Source organism: Erythrobacter litoralis HTCC2594, from assembly GCF_000013005.1.
GTDB classification, from domain to species: Bacteria; Pseudomonadota; Alphaproteobacteria; order Sphingomonadales; family Sphingomonadaceae; genus Parerythrobacter; species Parerythrobacter litoralis_A.
This window is the reverse complement of record NC_007722.1, coordinates 1235070-1257817: the sequence shown is the minus strand read 5'-3', so window position 1 is coordinate 1257817 and position 22748 is coordinate 1235070. Positions and strand designations below refer to the sequence as shown.

The window sequence follows — 22748 nt, the reverse complement described above, 5'->3', positions numbered from 1 at the left end:
GCAATTGCCAATGGGTGAAGCAATCGGCACAATCCCCGGATGCGGCAGAAGGAACTTCGCATTGCCTTGGTATGCTACGGCGGGGTCAGCCTGGCCGTCTACATGCACGGTGTTACCAAGGAGATATGGAACCTTGCGCGGGCCAGCCGGGCTTATCATTCCGGCGAAGACGCGCCTTCCGGCAGCGCCAGGATTTACGGAGAGCTGCTCCGACGAATCGAGGAACGTGAGCAGCTGCGGTTGCGGGTGCTGCCCGATATTCTGACCGGTGCGAGCGCGGGCGGCATCAATGCCGTTTTTCTCGCCCAAGCCATCCATTCGGGCAGCTCGCTCGAGCCGCTGACCGAACTGTGGCTAAAGAATGCCGATGTCGACCGGCTGATCGATCCCGACGCACAGATCGTCTGGCGCTTCGGCAAGATCTGGGCGCAACCTTTCGTGGAATGGGTGCTGCGCCGACCAGGCAATGTGGTGAGCGAAAGTGTCGCGCCGGAAACGCGCGCCGAGGTGCGGCGCAAGGTTTCGCACTTCATGCGCGGCCGCTGGTTTCAGCCGCCGTTTTCGGGGCTCGGCATGTCGACCCTGCTCTACGAAGCCTTGTTAGCGATGCGCGAGGAAGCGGCCAATCCGCCGCTATTGCCGCCGGGCCACCCCATCGATCTCTATGTCACCGCGACCGATTTTCGCGGTTATCTGGAGATGCTGCGGCTGAACTCGCCTCCGGTCGTCGAGGAGAGCGAGCATCGCATGCCGATCGCTTTTCGGGCACATGCGAGCAGGCTCGGCGGACAGATGGCGCATCCACTTGAGCTGACGCTTGCGGCGCGAGCTACGTCCAGCTTCCCCGGTGCGTTTCCGCCGCTAAAGTTCGAAGAAATCGATGCCCTGGCGGCCAAAGCCGATGTCGAATGGACGGGGCGCGACGCCTTTCTCGAACGGGTCATGCCGGTCCATGTCGAGCAAGGCACCACCGAGAGCGTATCGCTGATCGACGGGTCGGTGCTCGTGAACGCACCTTTTGCCGGGGCCATCGCGGGGCTGCGCGGTCGCCCGGCGCATCGGGAAGTCGATCGCCGCTTCATTTACATAGATCCGCGTCCAGACCGCTTCGGTTCACTGAAGGAACAGGAAGACAAGGACGTCGGCTTCTTCGCCGCCATCCTGGGATCGCTATCAACCATTCCGCGCGAGCAGCCGATCCGCGACAATCTCGAAGAATTGGAAGCGCAGTCGCGCGAAGCCGAGCGGCTGCGGCGTATCGTCGCGGGTATGCGGCCCGAGATCGAGGCCGCGGTCGAAAAGCTGTTCGGGCGGACGCTGTTCCTCAATAGCCCCACTCCGAAGCGACTGGTGGCCTGGCGCAACAAGGCGCAGCAGGCGGCGGCGGAACGCGCGGGTTACGCGTTCCAGGCATACGCCCAAGCCAAATTCAACGGTATCGTCGAGCGCCTGGCCGAGCTGGTTCACGATTGCGCGCCGCAGCTGATGCTGCCCGACGCGCTGCCGATCGTAGGGGCGCTGCGGGCCGAACTCGAACGCCGGGGCCTCGGATCGCTGGCGGGCGACAATGGCGGCGCCAGCGCCGACGCCATTGCTTTCTTCCGCGCACATGATCTCGGGTTTCGCATTCGCCGCCTGCGCTTGCTCGCGCGCCGCCTGTCGCGGGATTGGGACGCCGATCCGGAGCTGGACGATGTCGCGCTGGATGAAGCGCGCGAGGCCATCTACGAAATCCTCTCGCTCTATTTCGATCGCGAAGGGCCGGAGCATTTAGGCGGAGATTTCAGTCTCCTTGCCGCCAATATCTTTGCCGATCCCGGCGCGGTGATCGACGCCTTTGCCGAGCGGTACCTGCTGCCCGAAGTGGACGATCGCGCCGAGGAAATGCTATCCGCTGCGCTCGAGGTGATGCCCAAGAACCTCAAGCGGCGGATGCTGCTGACCTATCTTGGCTTCCCCTTCTACGACGTCGCGACGCTCCCGCTCCTGGGGGCCGAGGGACTGACCGAATTCGATCCGATCAAGGTCGATCGGATCAGCCCGGACGATGCGCGCTCCATCCGCGAAGGGGGAACACGCGACACCTTGCGCGGCACAGAATTCTACAATTTCGGCGCGTTTTTCAGCCGCAATTATCGCGAGAACGATTACCTGTGGGGCCGGCTCCACGGGGCCGAGCGCATGATCGATCTGGTCTGCTCGACACTCGAATCATCGCCCGACGAGAACGACTGCAGATCGCTCAAGCGCGAAGCTTTCCTGGCGATCCTCGACGCGGAAATCGAAGCCGGTCGCTGTGCGCGCAGCCTGCTTGATCGGCTGCGCGGTGAAGTGATCGAAAAGCTGGGCTAGCGCCGCTTCATTCCATGCTGCGATAAATTGCGGTCACAAAGCCATCGGCATCGATGAAACCCTCGCCGCGGTCGAAACCTTCGAGCGGCTTTGCGGCCACGGCATCCTCCAAGGAGTTGCCCGCATCCTTGAGCTCCTGCACACGGCTCACGGCATCGCCGATCATCGCCCGATAGGCGACCAATTCGGCCTTGTTGGACATCGGGCCGTGGCCGGGGATCACCCTGGTCTCGCCGTCGATCATGCGGATGACGGTATCGAGGGAGTTCATCGCGCTAAACACGTTTCCACCCGAACGCACGTCGATGAAGGGGAAGCCCGGGATCTTGAAATAGAGGTCGCCCATGTGGACGACATTGTCCTCGTGCCAGAAGATTACGCTGTCGCCATCGGTGTGACCGCCGCCGAGGAACATCACGTCTACCGTGTCGCCATTGACGTTGAGAGTCAGGCCCTGCTCGTAGGTCACCACCGGCAGCGCTTCCTTCGGCGCGGGTGCGATCGGACTGGGTTCGCCCCGCCCGTCACGCAGGCGCATCCGCACGTTCTTTTGCGCGAAGATCAGCGCGCCTTTCTTGCCGAAGTTCTCGTTCCCGCCGGTGTGATCGCCGTGATAATGCGTGTTGATCAGGAACTTCACCGGGCTGGCGCCAAGGTTTGCGACGGCCGTTTCGATCTTGGCCGTCAGCGGGGCGAACTGGTCGTCGATCAGGATCGTACCGTCCTCGCCATAGCTGACACCGATATTGCCGCCCGCGCCGAACAGCACAGCAATGCCGGGCGCGATCTGTTCCGAGGTGACTTCGACATCGTCAAAATTGCGCTGTGCGCTGGCGGAAGTAGCGAGTGCGAGCAGCGACAGGCTGGCGAAAGTGGCGGCAAGTTTCATGGCAATCCCCTCGGTGAAATCCGAAGGGGCGTCTCTAACACCTTGAGGGCATTTGCCAAAGCGTGCAGTGCCTAAGCGCCGAAGGCTTCCTTGATCTTGTCAAAGAAGCCGCGGCTTTGCGGGCATTCATCGCCCGTCTCGGTCTCCCGGAATTGCTCGAGGATTGCCTTCTGGTCCTTGCTGAGCCTGGTCGGCGTTTCCACGAGCACTTCGACGACAAGATCGCCCCTGCCCCGTCCCTGCAAGACGGGCATTCCCGCGCCGCGCTTGCGGAGCTGCTTGCCCGACTGGATGCCGGCCGGAATATCGATTGCGTTGGTCGAGCCATCGAGGTCGGGAATGGTCACGCAACCACCCAGCGCGGCCGTGGTGAAGCTGACCGGAACGCGCGTCACCAGCGAGGTACCATCGCGTTCGAAGACTTCGTGCGGCTTCACATGCAGGAAGATGTAGAGATCGCCCGGAGGCGCACCCCGCGGGCCGGCCTCGCCCTTGCCCGATAGGCGGATGCGCGTGCCGGTATCCACGCCTGGCGGCACTTCCACCTTGAGCGCTTGCTCCTTGTCGACCCGGCCCTCGCCGCGACAGGAATGGCAGGCTTCTTCGAGGACTTCGCCGCGTCCGTGGCAGTTGGGGCACGGCCGCTCGACCATGAAGAAGCCCTGCTGCGCGCGGACCTTGCCATAGCCGTTGCACAGGTTGCAGCCACGCGTGCCGGTGCCGGGTTCGGCGCCGGAACCGCTGCAGGTGTCGCAGGTGGCCGAGACTTCGATTTCGATCTGCGTGTCCTTGCCATGGAACGCCTCGTCGAGGGTAATTTGCATGTCGTAGCGCAAGTCCGCCCCGCGCCGCTGGCGCTGGCGTCCACCGCCACCGAAGGCGCTGCCGAAAATGGTTTCGAAAATATCGCCAATATCGCCAAAATCAGGCTGGCCCGCGCCGCCGCCGCCATTCTGGAACGCGGCATGGCCGTAGCGATCATAGGCAGCGCGCTTTTGTGGGTCCTTCAAAACCTCATAGGCTGCGCCTACGGCCTTGAAGTGGGTCTCCGCGTCGGCATCGCCCGGATTGCGGTCCGGGTGATACTTCATCGCGAGCTTGCGATAGGCGGACTTGATTGCGGCGGCATCGGCCCCGCGATCGACACCCAGCAATTTATAAAGATCGGTCTCGGGCGACATTTCCTACCCCGTCCAAACCGCTCCGCCACCGATGCACGCGGCACCGGTGGCAGAGGGGGTTGTCATCAGGACATCAGCCCTTGTTTTCGTCTTCGTCGACTTCCGAAAATTCGGCATCGACGACTTCTTCTTCCTTGGCATCGCCCGAAGCATCGCCTGCATCGCCACCTTCAGAGGCGGCATTGGCCTGCTCCTGCTCGTAGATTTGCTGGCCCATCTTCATGGCGACTTCGGTGAGCGCCTGCGCCTTAGCGTTGATGGCGTCGATATCGTCGCCTTCGAGCGCAGTCTTCGCTTCGGCAAGCGCTGCCTCGACCGAAGACTTGGTATCGGCGTCGATCTTGTCGCCATGCTCGTCGAGCTGCTTCTGCGTTGCATGGACAAGGCTGTCGGCCTGGTTGCGCGCTTCGGCACCTTCACGGCGCTTCTTGTCTTCCTCGGCGAACTTCTCGGCATCCTGAACCATCTGCTCGATGTCGCTCTCGTTGAGACCGCCCGATGCCTGGATGCGGATCTGCTGTTCCTTGCCCGTGCCCTTGTCCTTGGCGCTGACATTCACGATGCCGTTGGCGTCGATATCGAAAGTCACTTCGATCTGCGGAACGCCGCGCGGTGCAGCCGGGATGCCGACCAGATCGAACTGGCCGAGCAGTTTGTTGTCCGCCGCCATTTCGCGCTCGCCCTGGAAGACGCGGATAGTAACCGCATTCTGGTTGTCTTCCGCGGTCGAATAGGTCTGCGTCTTCTTGCTCGGGATCGTCGTGTTACGATCGATCATGCGCGTGAAAACACCGCCCAGCGTTTCGATACCCAGCGACAGCGGGGTCACGTCGAGCAGCAGCACGTCCTTGACGTCGCCCTGCAGGACGCCGGCCTGGATCGCAGCGCCCATGGCCACGACTTCATCCGGGTTCACGCCGGTGTGCGGTTCCTTGCCGAAGAACTTTTCAACGACTTCGCGGACCTTGGGCATGCGAGTCATGCCGCCGACCAGGATCACTTCGTCGATGCCACCCTTTTCGAGGCCGGCATCGGCCAGCGCCTTCTTGCACGGCTCGAGCGTGCGCTCGATAAGGTCGCCGACGAGCTGTTCCAGCTTCGAGCGGCTGATGGTTTCGACGAGGTGCAGCGGCGTGGAGCTGCCGCCTTCCATGCGTGCAGTGATGAAGGGCAGATTGACTTCGGTCGACTGCGAGCTCGAAAGCTCGATCTTCGCCTTCTCGGCTGCTTCCTTCAAGCGTTGCAGGGCCAGCTTGTCGGTGCGGAGATCCATGTTCTCCTTCGACTTGAACTGGTCGGCGAGATATTCGACGATTGCATTGTCGAAGTCTTCACCGCCAAGGAAGGTGTCGCCGTTGGTCGACTTCACTTCGAACACGCCGTCGCCGATTTCGAGAATCGAGACGTCGAAGGTACCGCCACCGAGGTCGTAGACAGCGATGGTCTTACCTTCGTCCTTGTCCATGCCGTAAGCGAGTGCGGCCGCGGTCGGCTCGTTGATGATGCGCAAGACTTCGAGGCCCGCGATCTGGCCGGCGTCCTTGGTCGCCTGGCGCTGCGCGTCGTTGAAGTAGGCCGGAACGGTGATGACCGCCTGCTTCACGTCCTCGCCGAGATAGCTCTCGGCGGTTTCCTTCATCTTCTGCAGGATGAAGGCGGAAATCTGGCTGGGCGAATATTCCTCGCCGCCCGCTTCGACCCAGGCATCGCCGTTCTTGCCCTTGACGATGTCGTAAGGGACAATGTCCATGTCTTTCTTGGTGGTCGGATCGTCGAACCGGCGACCGATCAGGCGCTTGATCGCGAACAGCGTATTGTCCGGATTGGTCACAGCCTGGCGCTTGGCAGGCTGGCCGATCAGGCGCTCGTTATCCTTCGTGAAGGCCACAATCGACGGCGTCGTGCGCGCACCTTCGGAGTTCTCGATGACTTTCGGCTTGCCGCCATCCATGACCGCGACACAGCTGTTGGTGGTGCCGAGGTCGATCCCGATAACTTTGGTCATTACTACCCCATCTCATACATAGTGTTGGACGCTGCGCGGTGGGCCTCCCGCATCTGTCGGCAAGGCCGCTCGGCAGCTCGATTATGTGGCGGATATAGGTGCGCTTTGCCTTGGCACAAGGGATCGGACGGACTACTCGTGAATTTCACGCAACACGGGAGAATTCGCGGTGAAACAGGGTATTGCAGCGCTCGCTTTGGGATTAGCGGGCATTTCGCTCGCCGCATGCGGCGAAACGGCCGAGGCACCGGCTGTGGAGGAAACCGGCATCCCGGGCATGAGCGTAACGAATGCGCGCATGGTGCTGGCACCGGTCGAGGGCAATCCCGCCGCCGTCTATTTCGATCTCTCCTATGAAGGCGAGCGTGGACTGACGATCCGCAAGGCCGATGTCGCTGCGGCCGAAAGCGCTGTGATGCACCAGTTCGGCGAGTACGATTTCAAGGTCCAGATGATGGAAGCGCTCCCGATCGCGCTGACGCAGGGGACCACGGTCGAGTTCAAGCCGGGAGACCTGCATGTCATGGCGATGGGCGTTTCTCCCGACCTGAAGCCAGGCGACACTACGAATGTCACGCTCACGGTCTCCGGCGGTGGGACCTATACTTTCCCCGCCGAAGTGCGCGCGGCGGGTGAGGATCGGTAGGTTTGCAAGGTCTCGGCCGACCGGAGAATGATGCGCCGCCTGCCCCCTGCCCCGTCGGGGGCGAACGCCCGCTTACCGATGGCGAGATCGAGCTCGCACGCTCGGTCTTCGGGCAGGCGATCGCCTACGATGCGGTTAGGATCCGGCGCAAGAAATGGTTTCTGTTTCAGCCGCGCCACATCACCATGGCGCCGCTCGGCCACCTGCATTTCCACCCCGAAGGCCCGAACTATTGCGATGACTTCGCGACGGCAGACTGGCGCGGCAAAGGACATTTCATCCACGAGATGACACATGTTTGGCAGAGCCAGACCAAAGGCAAATGGTACCTGCCGCTGCACCGCCATCCGTTCTGCCGATACGATTACAGTCTCAAACCCGGATGGCGGCTCGAGCAATACGGGATCGAACAACAGGCGGAAATCGTGAAACACGCATTCTGGCTCCGGTCCGGCATAAAGATCGCGGGGATCGGCGATGCGGCAGCGTTCGATGTCCTTGTGAATTTTCCAGGAACTCATACCGCATAAAGTCTGTACCCGCTTGAGCGAAAAGGTTGCATTTGATACCGCTTTGGCGTCCGGGCGGCCCAACCCGCGCCCGGCCAAAGAGTCTCAACAATGGAGCTTAAAGACTACGGTTTGAGCCGCGAGCGCGGCTATCTTTCGCATTACGAGATCGACGAGATCACGCTGCCCGCCGAACTTGCCGACATCGTCGGCGCGGCAAACAACCTTTCCGGACTGCTTTCGACCGGCAGGGTCCGCCACTGGCTCGACCGGTTGCCCGATCCCGAAATCGAGGAATGGGCTCGTGAAGCCCCGGAAGCGCAGGTCCGCACCGCGATGGTGCATCTCTCCTTCCTCGTGCAGGCCTACGTTTGGGGAGAAGACGTTCCGTCACAGCATTTGCCCGCCAATCTTGCCCGCCCCATCGTCGCCGTGGCCGATCGTCTCGGACAATCGCCGCTGCTGCCGTATTCGGGCTATGTGCTCGACAATTGGGCGCGTCTCGACAAATCGGGCCCTATCTCGCTCGACAACATCTACATGTACCAGAACTTCGTCGGGGGAGACGACGAGAACTGGTTCGTGATGATTCACGTCGCAATAGAGGCCGAAGCCGGCGTGCTTCTCGACAATGCGGCGAAGCTGGTGACCGCCGCGAAGACCGGAGATGAATCAGAGGCAGAGCGGCTCCTCGTTGAAATGGACGCGGCATGGGAGCGTATCTACGCCCACTTCGCGCGCATGCCCGAGCGCTGCGATCCCTACATCTATTTTCATCGCGTGCGGCCATACATCCACGGCTGGGCGAACAATCCGGCGCTGAAAGGCGGCGGCCTGATTTACGAAGGCGTCGACCAGCTTGGCGGAAAACCGCAGGCGCTGCGCGGGCAGACCGGTTCGCAATCCAGCATCGTCCCAGCGATGGATGCCGTCTTCCAGGTCGGCCACAGCGACGATCCGCTGAAGAGCTTCCTCGACGAACTGCATCGCTACCGCCCGGTCCAGCACCGCAGGTTTATCGAGGATCTGACAGCGCAGTCGACATTGCGGAGCTTTGTCGAAGGTTCGTCGAGCCAAAGCCTGAAAGACGCGTTCAACGCCTGCCTCAACCAATCTGCGCGCTTCCGCACGCGGCATCTCGAGTATGCGGCGAGCTACATCAACAAGCAGGCAGGCAGCATCGCGGGCAATGACCCGGACGTTGGAACAGGTGGCACACCGTTCATGAGATACCTGAAGAAGCACCGCGACGAGAACGCGGCGCAATTGGTGTGATTTACTGTTTGGCAGGAAAAACTGCGCATTATCCAGGAAATGGAGCGCATTTATTCTGCCAGAAAAGATTTCGCCGTCGCTCGCAGTGAGTTTATCGACGCGCACAATGCCGCTGACATTGCTGTGCGTCGGTTACTTGCTTCGATTGGAAAATCGCCTGCGGTAATGCTGTCTGCAAACATAGAGGCCATGCTTAAGGCTCCCGCCGCACCGCAGTATCCCAAGGCTGAAAAGGCTCGAATCGAAGGCTTGCTTAAAGAGCTAAAAAATCTGGGCAGCATCCGCTGCGGTATTGTTCACAGCCGCATGGAACTGATCAGTGTGCACGCCAATCTGCATGCTTGTTTTTCAAATGTGCAGAGCCAACCACGGTTCGGCCGCAAAGGCCTGATTCTTTCGCTTTCCGATCTGCAAGCGGTCACAGAAGAAATCTCCCGCATCGAGCGGAAATTGGTCGTTCAGAACAAGGTGCCCCAATTGGCTCGGCAAGCCGCCGCCTGACTTATTGTCTGTATTCAACACCTTCCAAACCCTGCCCACCATCTGCGATGAACGCGTCGATGCGCTGTTCGAGAACGGGCAATGGCACCGAACCGAGCGACAGCACCACGTCGTGAAATTTGCGGATGTCGAAAGCCTCGCCAAGCTCCCGCTCAGCCTTGGCGCGGACACGGCGCATGGTCATTTCGCCGAGCTTGTAGGCCAGCGCCTGGCCGGGCCAGCTGATGTAGCGATCGATCTCGGTGTTGACCTCGTGGGTCGATAGTGCAGTTCGCGACGCCAGATAGTCGATCGCCTGCTCGCGGCTCCAGCCGTAGTGGTGGATACCGGTGTCGACCACGAGCCGCACGGCGCGCCACATCTCGTAGCTCAGCTGGCCGAATTTCTCGTAGGGGGTGCGATAGATGCCCATCTCGTTGCCGAGATACTCGACGTAAAGCCCCCAGCCCTCGCCGAAGCCTGAGAAATATGTCCGGCGGCGGAAGGGCGACGCTTCAGGTTGTTCGTCGGCGATCGCCGCCTGGAAACTGTGACCCGGCGCGCATTCGTGCAACGTCAGCGCGGGGATGTTGTAGAGCGGGCGCGACGGCAGGTCGTAAGTGTTCATCTGGCATGCCTCGTAGCCGCCACGGCCAGCCGTGTAGAACGGCGCGATAGCCGGATCGACTTCGACGATGCCGAAGCGGTGGCGCGGGAGGAAACCGAAATAGTCACCGAGCTTCATGTCGGTTCGCTTCGCGACATAGGCCGAGACACCCATCAACTCATCGGGTGTTTTAGCGACGAATTGCGGATCGGTACGGAGGAACTGCACGAATTCTTCAAGCGAGCCCTCGAACCCTGCGTCCTCTTTCACCCTCTCCATTTCGGCAGTGATACGAGTCACTTCGGACAGGCCGATCTGGTGAATCTCTTCGGCGCTCAGATCGAGGGTCGTGTATTGCCTGATCTGCTGCGCGTAATAGGCAGGGCCATCGGGCATCTCGTTGGCCGCGAGTGTCGTCCGTGTGTTGGACAGATATGTATCGCGCAAGAAAGTGAGCACCTCTGCATAGGCCGGGGTCACCGCCTCTTCGATTGCAGCGCGTCCCGCCGCATTCAACCGGTTGGTATCGCTGGCGGAAAAGCTCTCCGGCATTTGTGCGAAAGGCACCCAGAAGGGGCTGCTCTGCGGATCCTCGACGACATAGGCAGCTAGCGAGGCATCACGTCCTTCCAGCGTTACTCGCGGCACCGAAAAACCACGCGCCAGCCCGGCTCGGGCATTGGCAATGTGCTCCGAAAAATAGCGCGGGAGGTCGCGCATTCTGGCGATGTAGCGCTCATATTCCTCGACCGTGCGAAAGCCGCTTCGCCCCGCCAGATAGCTCCAGAAATTGTTGTCGCTATCGAATGGCATCTCCCACTCGCGGAAGCGCGCATCGCCGATCTCTGCGTTGAGAAGCGTGCGGAAAACCGCAGCATCGATCTTTGCCGCATCGCCCATCGCCTCGCCATCGAGACCGTCCAGTTCGCGAAGGAACGCTTCAGCGCGCTCTGCCTGAACCGTCTGCGACTGTGCCGTAACCGAGGGAAGCTTCGCCCCATCCTCCGTGCTGCCATCTTCGTTGAGCACGCGCCCCGATTGCTCGACACGGTATTCGAAATAGCTGTCGGTCAGGGCACGAAGCGCCTCGTCGGTTGAAGGCGATGCGACGGCGGGCGCACCATAGGCCAGTGCACATGCGATTATGGCGAGGCGGAGTGTTTTCAACGGGCATTCCTTCATTTCGAGCGCGGCGGCTTTCCTCCGCGCCAGTGGTTCCCTAACACCTCGCCAAAGCACCTGCCACAAGAGAGCTCCCGATGATCGAAACAACCGAACTTGGCGCGGCAATTCATGCACGGATGGACGATGGAAAGGTCAACGACATCTCCATGCCAATGCTCGACCGGCTGCAGGAGGTGCTCGGTAAGGCAGCGGCAAAGCAACAGCCAGTCGTTCTTGAAGGCAAACCGGGGCTCTTCTCGGCCGGCTTCGATCTCAAGACTTTCGCAAAGGGTGCAGACGCGGCATTGAAGCTTCTGCAGGCGGGACAGGATGCTATCCTTGCCATCTTGCGGCATCCCGCACCGGTCGTGACGATCTGCACCGGCAATGCCTTCCCGGCGGGCGCGTTCCTAATGATGGCATCCGACCGCGCGATAGGCATCCGCGGCGACTTTAAAATCGGCATGAACGAAACGATGATCGGGCTTGTTTTGCCTGCTTACAGCATCGCGCTCGCCACGCGCCGGCTCGCGCCTTCGGGTCGCAAGGCGATCGGCACGGGCATGATGTTCGATCCCGAAGAAGCCCTGCGCGTCGGCTATCTCGACAAACTGGTCGATCCCGGCGATCTCGACGCCGAACGCGCTGCGCTTCCGGCCTTTTTCGAAGGCATGAAGCTGCCCGCCTTCGCCGGTAACAAGGCGCAGGTGAATGCGGAGGTCATCGCGGCCATCGAGGCAACGGAGCTACCTAAGCTCTAACCGCCCCGATCAGTCCGGCTTCTTTGCGACACCCACCATGGACGGGCGCAGCAGGCGGTCGCGGATCATGTAGCCCGCCTGCATTTCCTGCACGATGGTGCCCGGTTCGACTTCGTCGGTCGGGACTTCCATCATCGCCTGATGCTGGTTGGGGTCGAGCGGCAGGCCCATGGCGGCGATGCGGCTGACGCCGTGCTGCGCAAAGACCTTGTCGAGTTCGCGCTGCGTGGCCTCGATACCGGCGACCAGTCCCTTGAACTTCTCGTCTTCGCGCAGCTCCTGCGGAATGGCATCGATCGCGCGCGCCAGGTTGTCTGCGATGGACAGGATATCGCGCGCAAAACCGGTCGCGGCATAGGTGCGCGCGTCCTGGATGTCCTTCTCCATCCGGCGCCGGACGTTTTGCGTCTCGGCCTTGGCGTAGAGCGTTTCCTGCTTGGCCGCCTCGAGATCGCTCTTTAGCGATTCAAGTGCTGCGGACAGGTCGTCCGACGCGTCCTCTTCGCTCCCACGGTCATCGCGTAGATGCTCGGGAACGCCTTCCATTTCCTTCTCGACTTCTGCGTCAGCCGCAGTGTCCTGCTTCTTGGTATCGTCGCTCATTGCTTTGAAATTTTTCCGGTTAACCGATCAGTTTGCCCAGCGAACGGGCCGTGAAATCCACCATGGGGACGACGCGCGCGTAATTCAACCGCGTGGGGCCTATGACTCCCAGCACACCAACGACTTTCCCTTCGCGATCGCGATAGGGCGATGCGATGACGGAAGAGCCGCTGAGGGCGAACAAACGATTCTCGCTGCCGATGAAAATGCGCGTCGCTTCGGCATCGCGTGCGGTTTCGAGCAATTCCGCGACCGATTGCTTGTTCTCGAGATCGTCAAGGAGCGAGCGCACGCGGTCGAGATCTTCCAGCGCACTTTCATCCAGCAGATTGGCCTGCCCGCGGACGATGAGGACCGGACGTTCCGCAGCATCTTCGGTCCAGACCGCGAGGCCGCGCTCGACGAGATTCTGGCTGGCTGTGTCGAGTGCCGATTTCCCGTCTGCGATTTCTTTGCGCATCGCCGCTGTCGCTTCGGCTAGCGTACGTCCTGCGAGGCGCGCCGTGATGAAATTGCTGACCTGCTCCAGCACATGGGCCGGGGTATCGCCCGTCTCGATTACGCGGTTCTCGATCGCGCCATCTTCGCCGACCAGCACCGCCAGTGCTTTACCCTGCCCCAGTGGCACGAGGCTGATCTGTGCCAAGCGCGGCTCCCGGCTCGGGACCATCACCATCCCCGCGGCGCCTGAAAGATCGGAAAGCATCGAACTTGTCGCTTCCAGAGCCTGCTCTATCGGGCCGGATCGCTTGAGGCGCTGAGCGATGGCCTCACGTTCTGCGCGCGTGGGTTCGGCAACCTGCATCATCCCGTCGACGAAGAGGCGCAGTCCGGTCTCCGTCGGCATGCGTCCGGCGCTGGTATGCGGCGCTGCGAGCAGGCCAATCGATTCCAGATCGGCCAGCACCGAACGGATCGACGCGGGTGAGAGATCCAGAGATTGCTCTTGCGATAACGTTTTCGACCCGACTGGTTGCCCACTCTCGAGATAGCCCTCGACCACGAGCTGGAAGATCGCCCTGGCGCGGTCGGTCAGTTCGGTGACGGGTGGTACGGCCATGGATCTCACTTAGCTGGAATAGGCAAAGTTTCAATTTTCCGTTCGCCCTGAGCTTGTCGAAGTCCCGTTCTTCCTTATAGCGCCGCTCAAGAAGTGAGGACGACCCTTCGACAAGCTCAGGGCGAACGGTTCGTCGCAAGTGGAGAATTTTGATGCGACCTTCCGGACGCGCGCCCGACGAGATGCGCGCTATCACCATCGAGACCGGCTACACCAAGCATGCCGAAGGCTCCTGCCTGATCGGCTTCGGCGACACCAAGGTGCTGTGCACCGCCAGCGTCGAAGAACGCTTGCCGCCGTGGCTGCGCGGCAAGGGACAGGGTTGGGTCACCGGCGAATACTCCATGCTGCCACGCGCGACGCATACTCGCGGCAACCGCGAGGCCGCACGCGGCAAGCAGTCCGGGAGAACGCAGGAAATTCAGCGCCTTATCGGGCGCAGCTTGCGGGCCGTGGTCGATCTGGAAAAGCTCGGCGAACGTCAGATCACGCTCGATTGCGACGTTATCCAGGCCGATGGTGGCACGCGCACCGCGTCGATCTCCGGCGCGTGGATTGCGCTTCGCCTCGCCGTGAGCGGTTTGATGGAGCAAGGGCAAATCAAGGACGACCCCATCACCGGCAAGATCGCCGCAATCAGCTGCGGGATCTACAATGGCACGCCGGTGCTCGATCTCGACTATGCGGAAGACTCCAACGCCGATGCCGATGCCAATTTCGTGCTGATCGAAGGCGGCAAGATCGCAGAAGCCCAGGCCACGGCCGAAGGCGCGACCTATGACGAGGAAGGCTTGATGCGCCTGCTCCGCCTCGCCCAGATCGGTTGCGCGCAGATCTTCAAGTCGCAGGACGAGGCGACGAAGTGACGCGCCGCCTCGGCTCAGGCTCGCTGGTCATTGCCACGCACAACGCGGGCAAGCTGAAAGAGATTTCAGCGCTGCTGGAGCCGTATGGCGTCAAATGCATCAGCGCCGGCTCGTTGGGCCTTCCGGAGCCTGCCGAGACCGGCACGACCTTTGTCGAGAACGCTCTGATCAAGGCGCGCGCCGCGGCCGAAGCGTCCGGCATGGCGGCGCTGGCCGACGACAGCGGCCTGTCGGTCGATGCGCTGGAGGGGCGGCCCGGTGTCTACACCGCCGATTGGGCCGAGCGGCAATGGTTCGAAGGCAAGCCGGGACGCGACTGGTACATGGCTATGGGCAAGGTAGAGGGCATGTTGCAACAACTCGGCCCGGACACCGATCGGAATGCTGCGTTTCATTGTGTCCTCGCGCTGGCGTGGCCCGATGGCGAGCACGCGATCTACGAAGGCAAATGCCCCGGTTCGCTGACCTGGCCTCCGCGCGGCAAGCTGGGCTTTGGCTACGACCCCGTTTTTGTGCCGACTGGGCGCGGCCAAACATTCGCCGAAATCGACCCGGAAGAGAAGCACGCCATCAGCCATCGCGCCGATGCTTTCGCCAAGCTGGTCGCGAAACAGTTTGGCAGCTAGACTGCGGCCATGGCCCGCGCGCTCTACATCCATTGGCCCTTCTGCGCGAAGAAGTGCCCCTATTGCGATTTCAACAGCCACGTGCGCGCCAGCGTCGATCACGCACTGTGGGAGCGCGCGATGCTGGCCGATATGCGCTACGAGGCGGGGAAAGCCGGTGGAGAGGCGCTGACCTCCATTTTCTTCGGCGGGGGCACACCGTCGCTTATGCCGCCTGCTCTGGTTGCTTCGCTGTTGCAGCAGGCCGAGCGGCTCTGGGGCTTCGCGCCCGATATCGAGATCACGCTCGAAGCCAATCCCTCGTCGGTAGAAACGGCGAATTTTCATGCCCTGGCTGCGGCGGGTGTCAATCGCGTGTCGCTGGGCGTACAATCGCTGGACGATGCGGCTCTCCGCTTCCTCGGACGCTTGCACGGCGTCGAAGAGGCGCTGACTGCTTTGGAAACCGCGCAGAAAGCCTTCCAGCGCGTCAGCTTCGACCTGATTTACGCCCTGCCCGACCAGACCGAGAGCGATTGGCGCGCCGGACTTGAGCGGGCGCTATCCTTCGGCACGTCACACCTGTCTCTTTACCAACTGACGATCGAGCCCGGGACGCGCTTTGCGACCGATGTCAGGCGGGGAGTCTTCGATCCGCTGGCGGATGATCCGGCTGCCGATCTGTACACAGTGACACAGGCGGTCACCGCGAGTGCAGGCCTTCCGGCTTATGAAATCAGCAATCACGCCAGGCCGGGTGAGGAAAGCCGTCACAACCTCACGTACTGGCGTTACCACGATTATTGCGGGATCGGTCCCGGCGCACATGGGCGCCGCGGCGGTTTCGCAACCCTGCGACACAAAAAGCCCGAGAACTGGCTGGCGGCGGTCGATGAGTGCGGCAGCGGAGCGCAAGAGGAGCGTCGCCTTTCACCCGCTGAGCAAGCGTCAGAAGCATTGGTCATGGGCTTGAGGCTCGCTGCAGGAGTCGATCTCGAGACTCTATCGGCACGCTTCGGCATCGGCGAAGTTTCTTTGATCGATCCCGATAAGCGACAATTGTATTCCCAGCTCGGCCTGATCGAGCACGTAAACGAGCGATTGCGCGTGACGGCCAAGGGCATGCCGCTGCTCGATGCGCTTCTGGGTGAGTTGGTCTCGAGCGAACTGGTGCTGGCGTGAGCGCCGCTGAATTACTCGCGCAATGGCACACTTATCTCGCCGACGAGAGACGACGTTCGCCCCATACCGTGCGGGCCTATCACACGGCGGCGCGCCGAATGCTCGACTCCCTTGGCTCCGAAAACTGGGAGGATGTCGCGGCGACCAACGCAGTAACACTACGTCGTCATCTGGCGGCGCGCCGCGCCGAGGGACTGGCTAATACGTCGGCAGCACGTGAACTTTCCGCTCTGAAGGCCTTCATTGCCTACGCCCGCAGCGAGACGGGGGACGCCGAAGCAACTGCGCCGCGCCTTCGAGGCCCGCGGATCAAGAAGGGCTTGCCCCGGCCCGTCACCCCCGACGAGGCGATCAACCTTGCGGATACGGTCGATGCCAGCGCGGCGGACGACTGGATCGGCAAGCGCGATCGGGCGGTTTTGCTGCTGCTCTACGGCGCGGGATTGCGGATTGCCGAGGCGCTGTCGCTGACCGGGAAAGCGGTGCCGCTAGGAGAAAGCCTTCAGGTCACCGGCAAAGGCGGTAAGCAACGCGTGGTGCCCATACTGCCACTGATTGGCGACGCAGTGGCGGATTATGCGAAAACCTGTCCATGGCCGATCGAGCCGAAAGGACCTCTTTTCAGAGGCGCGAAAGGTGGCCCCTTGTCACAGGGTATGATCCAGAAAACGACCGCGCGCGCGAGGCGCGCTCTTGGCCTGCCGGACACGGCCACGCCGCATGCGCTGAGGCACAGTTTTGCCACTCATTTGCTGGGTGCAGGGGCCGATCTCCGGAGCCTGCAGGAATTGCTCGGCCACGCCAGTCTCGGTTCGACGCAGATCTATACCAAGGTGGATGCGGCCACCCTGCTTGACACCTATCGCAAAGCGCATCCGCGCGAGAAGGATTAGCTACATCGCCGCGTGGCGCGCTTCGATCGCGTCCCAGATTTTTGCTGGCGTGTCGGTGCCGTTGAACTTGTCAATCGCGACGATGCCGGTGGGCGAAGTGACATTGATCTCGGTGAGATACTTGCCGCCGATCACATCGATGCCCACGAACACCAACCCGCGCCGTTTCAGCTCGGGGCCCATCGTCGCGCAGATTTCTTCTTCCCGCTCCGTGAGGCCGGCCGCTTCGGCATAGCCGCCCTGCGCGAGGTTTGAGCGAAACTCGCCCTCGCCCGGCTTGCGATTGATCGCGCCCGTGAACTCACCATCGACGAGGACGATACGTTTGTCGCCTTCGGCCACTTCCGGCAGGAACGGCTGCACCATGTGGGCTTCGGGCCAGGTCTGGTTGAAAACTTCGCTCAGCGCCGAAAGATTGCCGCCATCGGCCTCGACCTTGAAGATCGCCTTGCCGCCGTTGCCGTGGAGGGGCTTGACAACAATGGCCCCGTGTTTTGCCTGGAATTCGCGAATGTCCGACAGTTGGCGGGCAATGAGGGTCGGTGGCATGAAACGAGCGTAATCGAGCACGAACATTTTTTCGGGCGCATTGATGACTTCGCGCGGATCGTTGACGACGAGTGTGGTGCCCTTCAGTCGATCCAGCAGCAATGCGGCGGAAATGTAGCCCAAGTGAAAGGGCGGGTCCTGCCGCATCAGCACCACGTCGATGTCCTGCGCGAGGTCCAGCTTGCGGCGCTCTCCCATCGTGAAGTGATCGCCTTCGACGGGCTGGACGGTCACCGGTGCGCAATGGGCGGTGATCCTGCCATCCTCGTAGGCGAGCGAGCCCACGTCGTAGTGATAGACCGTGTGCCCCCGCGCCTGCGCAGCCAGCATCAGGGCGAAGCTGGAATCGCCACCGATGTTGATGCTTTCCATCGGGTCCATCTGGACGGCGACTTTCAAGGCCATGTTCTTTCCTAAGGTTGCCAGGCGTTGGCGATGTGGCGCGGGAAGCTGCCGGGTGCAAGGAGGATCACGTCGATGCGATAATCCTCGCCGTCCTGCGCATAGTCATGCGCGATCGCCTCCGCCGCGGCAGCGACCCGTGAAAGCCGATATTCGTCGATCGCATGGTCGAGTTCGGCTCTGGTCTTGCGCCATTTAACCTCGACGAAGGCGACCAGCTTGCCGCGCTTGGCAACCAGATCGATCTCGCCGCGCGGAGTCTTGACCCGCTGCGCAAGGATCGACCAACCTTTCGCCCGCAACCACAGCGCGGCGCGCCTCTCACCATCGCGGCCGCTGCGCTCGGCAATCTGGCGCTTCAAGTTTTCAGCTCCAAGGCTCTGGAATAGAGGTCTTTTCGATCGAGTCCGGTAGCCTTTGCCACATGTCCCGCAGCCTGTGACGGCTTCATTGTCTCGAGCGCCTCACGTAACATCAGCTCTGCATCGGTATCATCCGGCGCAGCTTCAGGCGGCGGACCGACCATCAATACGATCTCGCCCTTCGGCGGGTTGGCTTGATAGTGTGCCATCAAACCGGCACCCATCCCGCGCCGACACTCTTCGTGCAGCTTGGTCAGCTCGCGGGCGACAGAGATTTCCCGATTAGGGAGCATTTCATCGATGGCGGCCAAGCTCTTCAACAGCCGCGGACCGGTTTCGTAGAATATCAGGCTGGCATCTACCGGCGCGAGCTTTTCCAGCATTTCGCGCCTTGCCTTGTCCTTCACCGGCAGGAACCCGGCAAACAGGAAGCGGTCGCTCGGCAGGCCTGACAACGTGAGTCCGGCAATTGCGGCGCACGCGCCGGGTATCGTGGTGACTGGCAAGGACGCATCCCTCGCATCTCGCACGAGGCGATAGCCTGGATCGGAAATGAGCGGCGTGCCCGCATCGCTCACCAGTGCGACCGCTTTCTCTGAAATCGCGGCGACGATCTTCTCTCGCGCTTTGGCATCGCTATGATCGTCATAGCGCCAGAGCGATTTGCTGATGCCCAAGTGCTTGAGCAGCTTGCCGGTCATCCGCGTGTCTTCACAGGCCACCGCATCACAGCGTCGGAGCGTCTCTATCGCCCGCAGCGTGATATCGCCAAGATTGCCAATGGGCGTGGCGACTATATACAGGCCCGGAGACAGGGGTTCGGCGGAATGATCGTGCTGCACCTTTCACGGCATGAACAAAGCTTCGGGGAGTCGCAAGCATGATGGGGTTCAAACTGGCGCGCAAGGCGCTGGTCATTGCGGGGGCGGCAGCATTGCTGGCCGGGTGTCAGGTCATTCCCAAAGGCCCGACGACATCGACCGAGCCAGTCGACAGGGCGCCATCTCCCGAGCCCAGTGCGACGGCCCTGCCCACCGATGAAACACGCCACCGCGTGGCTCTGCTGGTGCCGATGTCGGGCAGCAATGGCCGGGTTGGCCAGTCGATCGCCAATGCCACCACGATGGCCTTGCTCGATACCAACGCCAGCAACCTGCGGATCACGACCTACGATACGGCGTCCGGAGCGCGCGAGGCGGCCCGGCGTGCGATTGCCGATGGCAACAAGCTGATTCTCGGCCCGCTGTTGTCGGACAATGTTCCATTGGTCCGTGCGGAGGCGCGACCTGCGGGTGTGCCGTTGATCGCCTATTCCAACGATGAGAGCGTCGCTGGGCCCGATGCTTTCGTCATGGGTCACCTGCCGGGCCAGTCTATCGAGCGCTCCGTTACCTATGCGCGGTCTCAGGGCGCGCGCAATGTTGCGGCGATTGTTCCCGATGGCGAATACGGTCGCCGCGCGGAAATGGCGCTGACATCGGCGCTGAACTCTTCGGGGCTCAGCCTGGCCGGGATCGAGCGCTACGCACGCGGCAATACCTCGATCGTCAGTGCCAGCGAGCGATTGAAGGCGCGTGGCGGATACGACACGGTGCTGATCGCCGATGGCGCGCGTCTTGCGATCCAGGCGGCCGGCGTGCTCAAACCCGGTGGTGCGGGCGATACGCAATTGCTGGGCACAGAGTTATGGAGCGGCGAATCCGCGGTCACGCGCGCCAGCGCCTTGCGCGGAGCAGTTTTCTCGGCCGTGTCGGACGCGCGCTTCAAGCGGTTTTCAGACAGCTACAACAGTCGCTTTGGTGGCCAGCCGTTCCGCATATCCACGCTCGGCTACGATAGCGTGTTGCTGGCCCTGCGAGTGGCGCGCGACTGGCGCGTCGGCCGCAGTTTCCCGACGGGGCAGCTTTACGACGATGGCGGATTCCTGGGCCTTGACGGCGCATTTCGCTTCAAGCGCAATGGCGTGGTCGACCGGGCGATGGAAGTGCGGCAGGTACGCAATGGCCAAGTGGTGATCCTCGACGCTGCACCCGCGCGTTTCGACCGGTAGCGCCGTCACTGCGCCGGGATTGCGCAAAACCCATCTCGCCTCCTTGTAGCCGCCTGAATCGCGGGCCTATAGCCTTGTCCCATGTCCGACGACCTGTTTGAAAATACCCCCGCCTCCAGCGGCGATTACGATAGCTCTTCCATCGAGGTTCTCGAGGGCTTGGAGCCCGTCCGCCGGCGCCCGGGCATGTATATTGGCGGTACCGACGATCGCGCATTGCATCACCTCGTCGCGGAGGTTCTCGACAATGCGATGGACGAAGCGGTGGCGGGTCATGCCAGCCGGATCGCGATCACTCTGGAGGAAGGCAACACCGTCTCTGTCGCGGACAACGGCCGCGGGATCCCTGTCGACGAGCATCCCAAGTTCCCCGGCAAGTCGACGCTGGAAGTGATCCTCTCCACCCTGCACTCGGGCGGAAAGTTTTCGGGCAAGGCCTATGCGACGTCCGGCGGCCTTCACGGCGTAGGTGTCAGCGTCGTCAATGCCCTGTCGAGCTACACCCGCGTGGAGGTGGCGCGCGACCGCGAGCTGTACGCGCAGGAATTTTCCAAGGGGCAGGCGCTCGGCAAGATCGAGAAGCTCGGCCCGACGCCAAATCGGCGTGGCACCACTGTTACCTTCACACCCGACACTGAGATATTCGGCGATCGCCAGTTCAAGCCTGCGCGGCTGTTCAAGCTCGCCCGCTCGAAGGCCTATCTCTTCGCGGGCGTCGAGATCCGCTGGAAATGCGCGCCCTCGCTGGCGAGCGATGACGTGCCCGAGGAGGCTGTGTTCAAATTTCCAGGCGGGCTAGCCGATCACTTGAAGGAGCAGGTCGGCGAACGCGAATGCGTCACCGCCGACCCGTTCACCGGCAGCCAGGATTTCCCGGACAATCACGGCCGCGTCGAATGGGCGATCGCCTGGCCGCTCTACTCGGACGGTTCGACCAGCTGGTATTGCAACACCGTACCCACCCCCGATGGCGGGACGCATGAGCAAGGCCTGCGCGCCGCGCTCACCAAAGGCTTGCGGGTATTCGGCGAGCTGACCGGAACCAAGAAGGCCAAGGATATCTCCGCCGACGATGTGATGACCGGCGCTGAGATCATGCTCAGCGTGTTCATCCGCGATCCGCAGTTCCAGTCGCAGACCAAGGACCGGCTGACGTCGCCCGAGGCCTCGCGCCTGGTCGAAAACGCGGTGCGCGATCACTTCGATCATTTCCTGTCGGACAATATGGAGCGCGGCAAGGCGCTGCTCGGCTCGGTGATGGAGCGGATGGAGGAGCGGCTGCGGCGTAAGCAGGAACGCGAGATCAAGCGCAAGACCGCGACCAATGCGAAAAAGCTGCGCCTGCCCGGTAAATTGACCGATTGCAGCGGCGAAACCGATGCCGAGACCGAGCTCTTCATCGTTGAAGGCGATTCCGCTGGCGGCAGCGCCAAACAGGCGCGCGACCGCAAGACTCAGGCAATCCTGCCGATCCGCGGCAAGATCCTGAACGTCGCCAGCGCAACTGCCGACAAGATCCGCGCCAACCAGGAAATTGCCGACCTCTCGCTCGCCATGGGCTGCGGCACGCGCAAGGATTGCGATCCCGAAAACCTGCGCTACGACCGCATCATCATCATGACCGATGCCGATGTCGACGGCGCGCACATCGCGACGCTGCTGATGACATTCTTCTTCCAGGAAATGTCCGAGGTCGTTCGCAACGGGCATCTCTACCTCGCGCAACCTCCGCTCTATCGCCTGACTGCCGGAAAAGAGAGCCGCTACGCGCAAGATGAAGCGCATCGGCAGGAACTTGAGGGTACGGTGTTCAAGGGCAAGAAAGTGGACGTGGCACGCTTCAAGGGCCTCGGCGAGATGAACCCGCAACAGCTGCGCGAAACGACCATGAACCCGGAGACGCGCTCACTCATCCGCATTACTCTGCCGGCCGAGCATGAGCAGCGCTTTGCCGTGAAAGAACTGGTCGATCGCCTGATGGGCCGCAACCCCGAACATCGGTTCAACTTCATTCAGAACCGCGCGGGTGAGATCGACCGGGATTTGATCGACGCTTAAAGCGCGCCGACGTCGAGCTTCTCGGCCGCGAACGCTTCGATCACTGGTTCAGAGTTGGCAAAAGTGCCCATCTTCGCCATGAACTGACGCGAGGTCGGCAGGGCAAAATGCGCCTTGACGGCAGCAGCATCCGTCCACTTCTCGAAGAATTTGATGCGTCGTTCGTTCTCCGCGTCCACGAAGCAATTATGCGCGCGGCATCCCTGCTCTTTCCGCGACCTCGCCGAGTGTTCGCATCCCAGAGCGAGA

22 protein-coding genes are annotated in these 22748 nt (G+C 61.9%); 12 read left to right on the top strand and 10 right to left on the bottom strand.

All coding sequences use genetic code 11. The features are described 5' to 3' along the window. The first annotated feature begins 39 nt into the window (after positions 1-39). The gene (locus EL2594_RS06010; protein ID WP_011414142.1) at positions 40-2352 is read left to right on the top strand and encodes a patatin-like protein; all 2313 of its coding nucleotides are present in this window, start codon (positions 40-42) and stop codon (positions 2350-2352) included. Between the two features lie 7 nt (positions 2353-2359). Here EL2594_RS06010 and EL2594_RS06005 read toward each other — a convergent pair whose 3' ends face one another. From EL2594_RS06005 to dnaK, 3 genes are all read right to left on the bottom strand, one after another. After that, positions 2360-3241, bottom strand: coding sequence for an MBL fold metallo-hydrolase (locus EL2594_RS06005; RefSeq protein WP_011414141.1), 882 nt, complete (start codon positions 3239-3241; stop codon positions 2360-2362). A 71-nt stretch (positions 3242-3312) separates the two neighbouring features. Continuing rightward, positions 3313-4422 (bottom strand): molecular chaperone DnaJ, encoded by a 1110-nt coding sequence (gene dnaJ / locus EL2594_RS06000; protein ID WP_011414140.1) that lies wholly within the window; start codon positions 4420-4422, stop codon positions 3313-3315. A gap of 73 nt (positions 4423-4495) precedes the next feature. Further along, positions 4496-6427: a molecular chaperone DnaK gene (gene dnaK, locus EL2594_RS05995; protein ID WP_011414139.1), complete on the bottom strand. Its 1932-nt coding sequence runs from the start codon at positions 6425-6427 to the stop codon at positions 4496-4498. A gap of 169 nt (positions 6428-6596) precedes the next feature. On the opposite strand from dnaK, the gene EL2594_RS05990 reads away from it, so the two are divergent. From EL2594_RS05990 to EL2594_RS05975, 4 genes are all read left to right on the top strand, one after another. After that, positions 6597-7073: a copper chaperone PCu(A)C gene (locus tag EL2594_RS05990; RefSeq protein ID WP_011414138.1), complete on the top strand. Its 477-nt coding sequence runs from the start codon at positions 6597-6599 to the stop codon at positions 7071-7073. Between the two features lie 2 nt (positions 7074-7075). Further along, positions 7076-7603, top strand: coding sequence for a hypothetical protein (locus EL2594_RS05985; RefSeq protein WP_011414137.1), 528 nt, complete (start codon positions 7076-7078; stop codon positions 7601-7603). Positions 7604-7693: 90 nt separating this feature from the next. Beyond that, positions 7694-8857 carry an indoleamine 2,3-dioxygenase gene (locus EL2594_RS05980; RefSeq protein ID WP_011414136.1) on the top strand — a complete coding sequence of 388 codons (1164 nt, stop codon included), beginning with the start codon at positions 7694-7696 and terminating at the stop codon, positions 8855-8857. A gap of 39 nt (positions 8858-8896) precedes the next feature. Next, the gene (locus tag EL2594_RS05975; protein WP_011414135.1) at positions 8897-9358 is read left to right on the top strand and encodes a hypothetical protein; all 462 of its coding nucleotides are present in this window, start codon (positions 8897-8899) and stop codon (positions 9356-9358) included. Position 9359: 1 nt separating this feature from the next. On the opposite strand, the gene EL2594_RS05970 is transcribed toward EL2594_RS05975, so the two are convergent. Beyond that, the gene (locus tag EL2594_RS05970; protein ID WP_011414134.1) at positions 9360-11126 is read right to left on the bottom strand and encodes a DUF885 domain-containing protein; all 1767 of its coding nucleotides are present in this window, start codon (positions 11124-11126) and stop codon (positions 9360-9362) included. 77 nt (positions 11127-11203) lie between these two features. Between EL2594_RS05970 and EL2594_RS05965 the strand changes: the two genes are divergently transcribed. Further along, entirely contained in the window at positions 11204-11869 is a 666-nt protein-coding gene (locus EL2594_RS05965; RefSeq protein ID WP_011414133.1) for a crotonase/enoyl-CoA hydratase family protein, read from the top strand. A 9-nt stretch (positions 11870-11878) separates the two neighbouring features. Here EL2594_RS05965 and grpE read toward each other — a convergent pair whose 3' ends face one another. Both grpE and hrcA read right to left on the bottom strand, forming a co-directional pair. Continuing rightward, positions 11879-12472, bottom strand: coding sequence for a nucleotide exchange factor GrpE (grpE, locus tag EL2594_RS05960; protein WP_011414132.1), 594 nt, complete (start codon positions 12470-12472; stop codon positions 11879-11881). A gap of 19 nt (positions 12473-12491) precedes the next feature. After that, positions 12492-13532 carry a heat-inducible transcriptional repressor HrcA gene (gene hrcA, locus EL2594_RS05955; protein ID WP_011414131.1) on the bottom strand — a complete coding sequence of 347 codons (1041 nt, stop codon included), beginning with the start codon at positions 13530-13532 and terminating at the stop codon, positions 12492-12494. A gap of 152 nt (positions 13533-13684) precedes the next feature. Between hrcA and rph the strand changes: the two genes are divergently transcribed. Genes rph through EL2594_RS05935 form a run of 4 tightly spaced genes read left to right on the top strand, consistent with a single transcriptional unit; the run spans position 13685 to position 17078 of the window. Continuing rightward, positions 13685-14398 carry a ribonuclease PH gene (gene rph, locus EL2594_RS05950; RefSeq protein WP_011414130.1) on the top strand — a complete coding sequence of 238 codons (714 nt, stop codon included), beginning with the start codon at positions 13685-13687 and terminating at the stop codon, positions 14396-14398. Then, positions 14395-15024 (top strand): RdgB/HAM1 family non-canonical purine NTP pyrophosphatase, encoded by a 630-nt coding sequence (gene rdgB / locus EL2594_RS05945; RefSeq protein ID WP_011414129.1) that lies wholly within the window; start codon positions 14395-14397, stop codon positions 15022-15024. Before rph ends, rdgB begins: the two co-directional genes overlap by 4 nt. Positions 15025-15033: 9 nt before the next feature. Then, positions 15034-16185 (top strand): radical SAM family heme chaperone HemW, encoded by a 1152-nt coding sequence (gene hemW, locus EL2594_RS05940; protein ID WP_011414128.1) that lies wholly within the window; start codon positions 15034-15036, stop codon positions 16183-16185. Continuing rightward, positions 16182-17078, top strand: coding sequence for a tyrosine recombinase XerC (locus tag EL2594_RS05935; RefSeq protein ID WP_041685127.1), 897 nt, complete (start codon positions 16182-16184; stop codon positions 17076-17078). Before hemW ends, EL2594_RS05935 begins: the two co-directional genes overlap by 4 nt. Here the strand turns inward: EL2594_RS05935 and gshB are convergent, their stop codons facing one another. The 3 genes from gshB to rsmI are packed head-to-tail and all read right to left on the bottom strand — an operon-like array spanning position 17079 to position 19233. Next, entirely contained in the window at positions 17079-18032 is a 954-nt protein-coding gene (gshB, locus tag EL2594_RS05930) for a glutathione synthase (protein WP_011414126.1), read from the bottom strand. A gap of 8 nt (positions 18033-18040) precedes the next feature. Next, complete coding sequence (locus EL2594_RS05925; protein WP_011414125.1) at positions 18041-18391, bottom strand: YraN family protein; 351 nt, start codon at positions 18389-18391, stop codon at positions 18041-18043. Continuing rightward, a complete protein-coding gene (rsmI, locus tag EL2594_RS05920; RefSeq protein ID WP_041685125.1) occupies positions 18388-19233 on the bottom strand; it encodes a 16S rRNA (cytidine(1402)-2'-O)-methyltransferase in 846 nt (281 codons plus the stop codon). Before rsmI ends, EL2594_RS05925 begins: the two co-directional genes overlap by 4 nt. Before the next feature lie 38 nt (positions 19234-19271). Here rsmI and EL2594_RS05915 point away from each other — a divergent pair, with 38 nt between their 5' ends. Continuing rightward, entirely contained in the window at positions 19272-20441 is a 1170-nt protein-coding gene (locus tag EL2594_RS05915) for a penicillin-binding protein activator (RefSeq protein WP_011414123.1), read from the top strand. 81 nt (positions 20442-20522) lie between these two features. Next, positions 20523-22499 carry a DNA topoisomerase IV subunit B gene (gene parE, locus EL2594_RS05910; protein WP_011414122.1) on the top strand — a complete coding sequence of 659 codons (1977 nt, stop codon included), beginning with the start codon at positions 20523-20525 and terminating at the stop codon, positions 22497-22499. On the opposite strand, the gene EL2594_RS14880 is transcribed toward parE, so the two are convergent. Then, positions 22496-22741, bottom strand: coding sequence for a putative quinol monooxygenase (locus EL2594_RS14880; RefSeq protein ID WP_081432287.1), 246 nt, complete (start codon positions 22739-22741; stop codon positions 22496-22498). The genes parE and EL2594_RS14880 overlap by 4 nt on opposite strands. Positions 22742-22748 lie beyond the last annotated feature (7 nt).

Excerpts from the sequence above, each read along its gene's own strand:
- EL2594_RS06010 (WP_011414142.1), top strand. The coding sequence starts at position 40 with ATGCGGCAGAAGGAACTTCGCATTGCCTTGGTATGCTACGGCGGGGTC.
- EL2594_RS06005 (WP_011414141.1), bottom strand. The coding sequence starts at position 3,241 with ATGAAACTTGCCGCCACTTTCGCCAGCCTGTCGCTGCTCGCACTCGCT.
- dnaJ (WP_011414140.1), bottom strand. The coding sequence starts at position 4,422 with ATGTCGCCCGAGACCGATCTTTATAAATTGCTGGGTGTCGATCGCGGG.
- dnaK (WP_011414139.1), bottom strand. The coding sequence starts at position 6,427 with ATGACCAAAGTTATCGGGATCGACCTCGGCACCACCAACAGCTGTGTC.
- EL2594_RS05980 (WP_011414136.1), top strand. The coding sequence starts at position 7,694 with ATGGAGCTTAAAGACTACGGTTTGAGCCGCGAGCGCGGCTATCTTTCG.
- EL2594_RS05975 (WP_011414135.1), top strand. The coding sequence starts at position 8,897 with ATGGAGCGCATTTATTCTGCCAGAAAAGATTTCGCCGTCGCTCGCAGT.
- EL2594_RS05970 (WP_011414134.1), bottom strand. The coding sequence starts at position 11,126 with ATGAAGGAATGCCCGTTGAAAACACTCCGCCTCGCCATAATCGCATGT.
- EL2594_RS05965 (WP_011414133.1), top strand. The coding sequence starts at position 11,204 with ATGATCGAAACAACCGAACTTGGCGCGGCAATTCATGCACGGATGGAC.
- grpE (WP_011414132.1), bottom strand. The coding sequence starts at position 12,472 with ATGAGCGACGATACCAAGAAGCAGGACACTGCGGCTGACGCAGAAGTC.
- hrcA (WP_011414131.1), bottom strand. The coding sequence starts at position 13,532 with ATGGCCGTACCACCCGTCACCGAACTGACCGACCGCGCCAGGGCGATC.
- rph (WP_011414130.1), top strand. The coding sequence starts at position 13,685 with ATGCGACCTTCCGGACGCGCGCCCGACGAGATGCGCGCTATCACCATC.
- hemW (WP_011414128.1), top strand. The coding sequence starts at position 15,034 with ATGGCCCGCGCGCTCTACATCCATTGGCCCTTCTGCGCGAAGAAGTGC.
- gshB (WP_011414126.1), bottom strand. The coding sequence starts at position 18,032 with ATGGCCTTGAAAGTCGCCGTCCAGATGGACCCGATGGAAAGCATCAAC.
- EL2594_RS05915 (WP_011414123.1), top strand. The coding sequence starts at position 19,272 with ATGATGGGGTTCAAACTGGCGCGCAAGGCGCTGGTCATTGCGGGGGCG.
- parE (WP_011414122.1), top strand. The coding sequence starts at position 20,523 with ATGTCCGACGACCTGTTTGAAAATACCCCCGCCTCCAGCGGCGATTAC.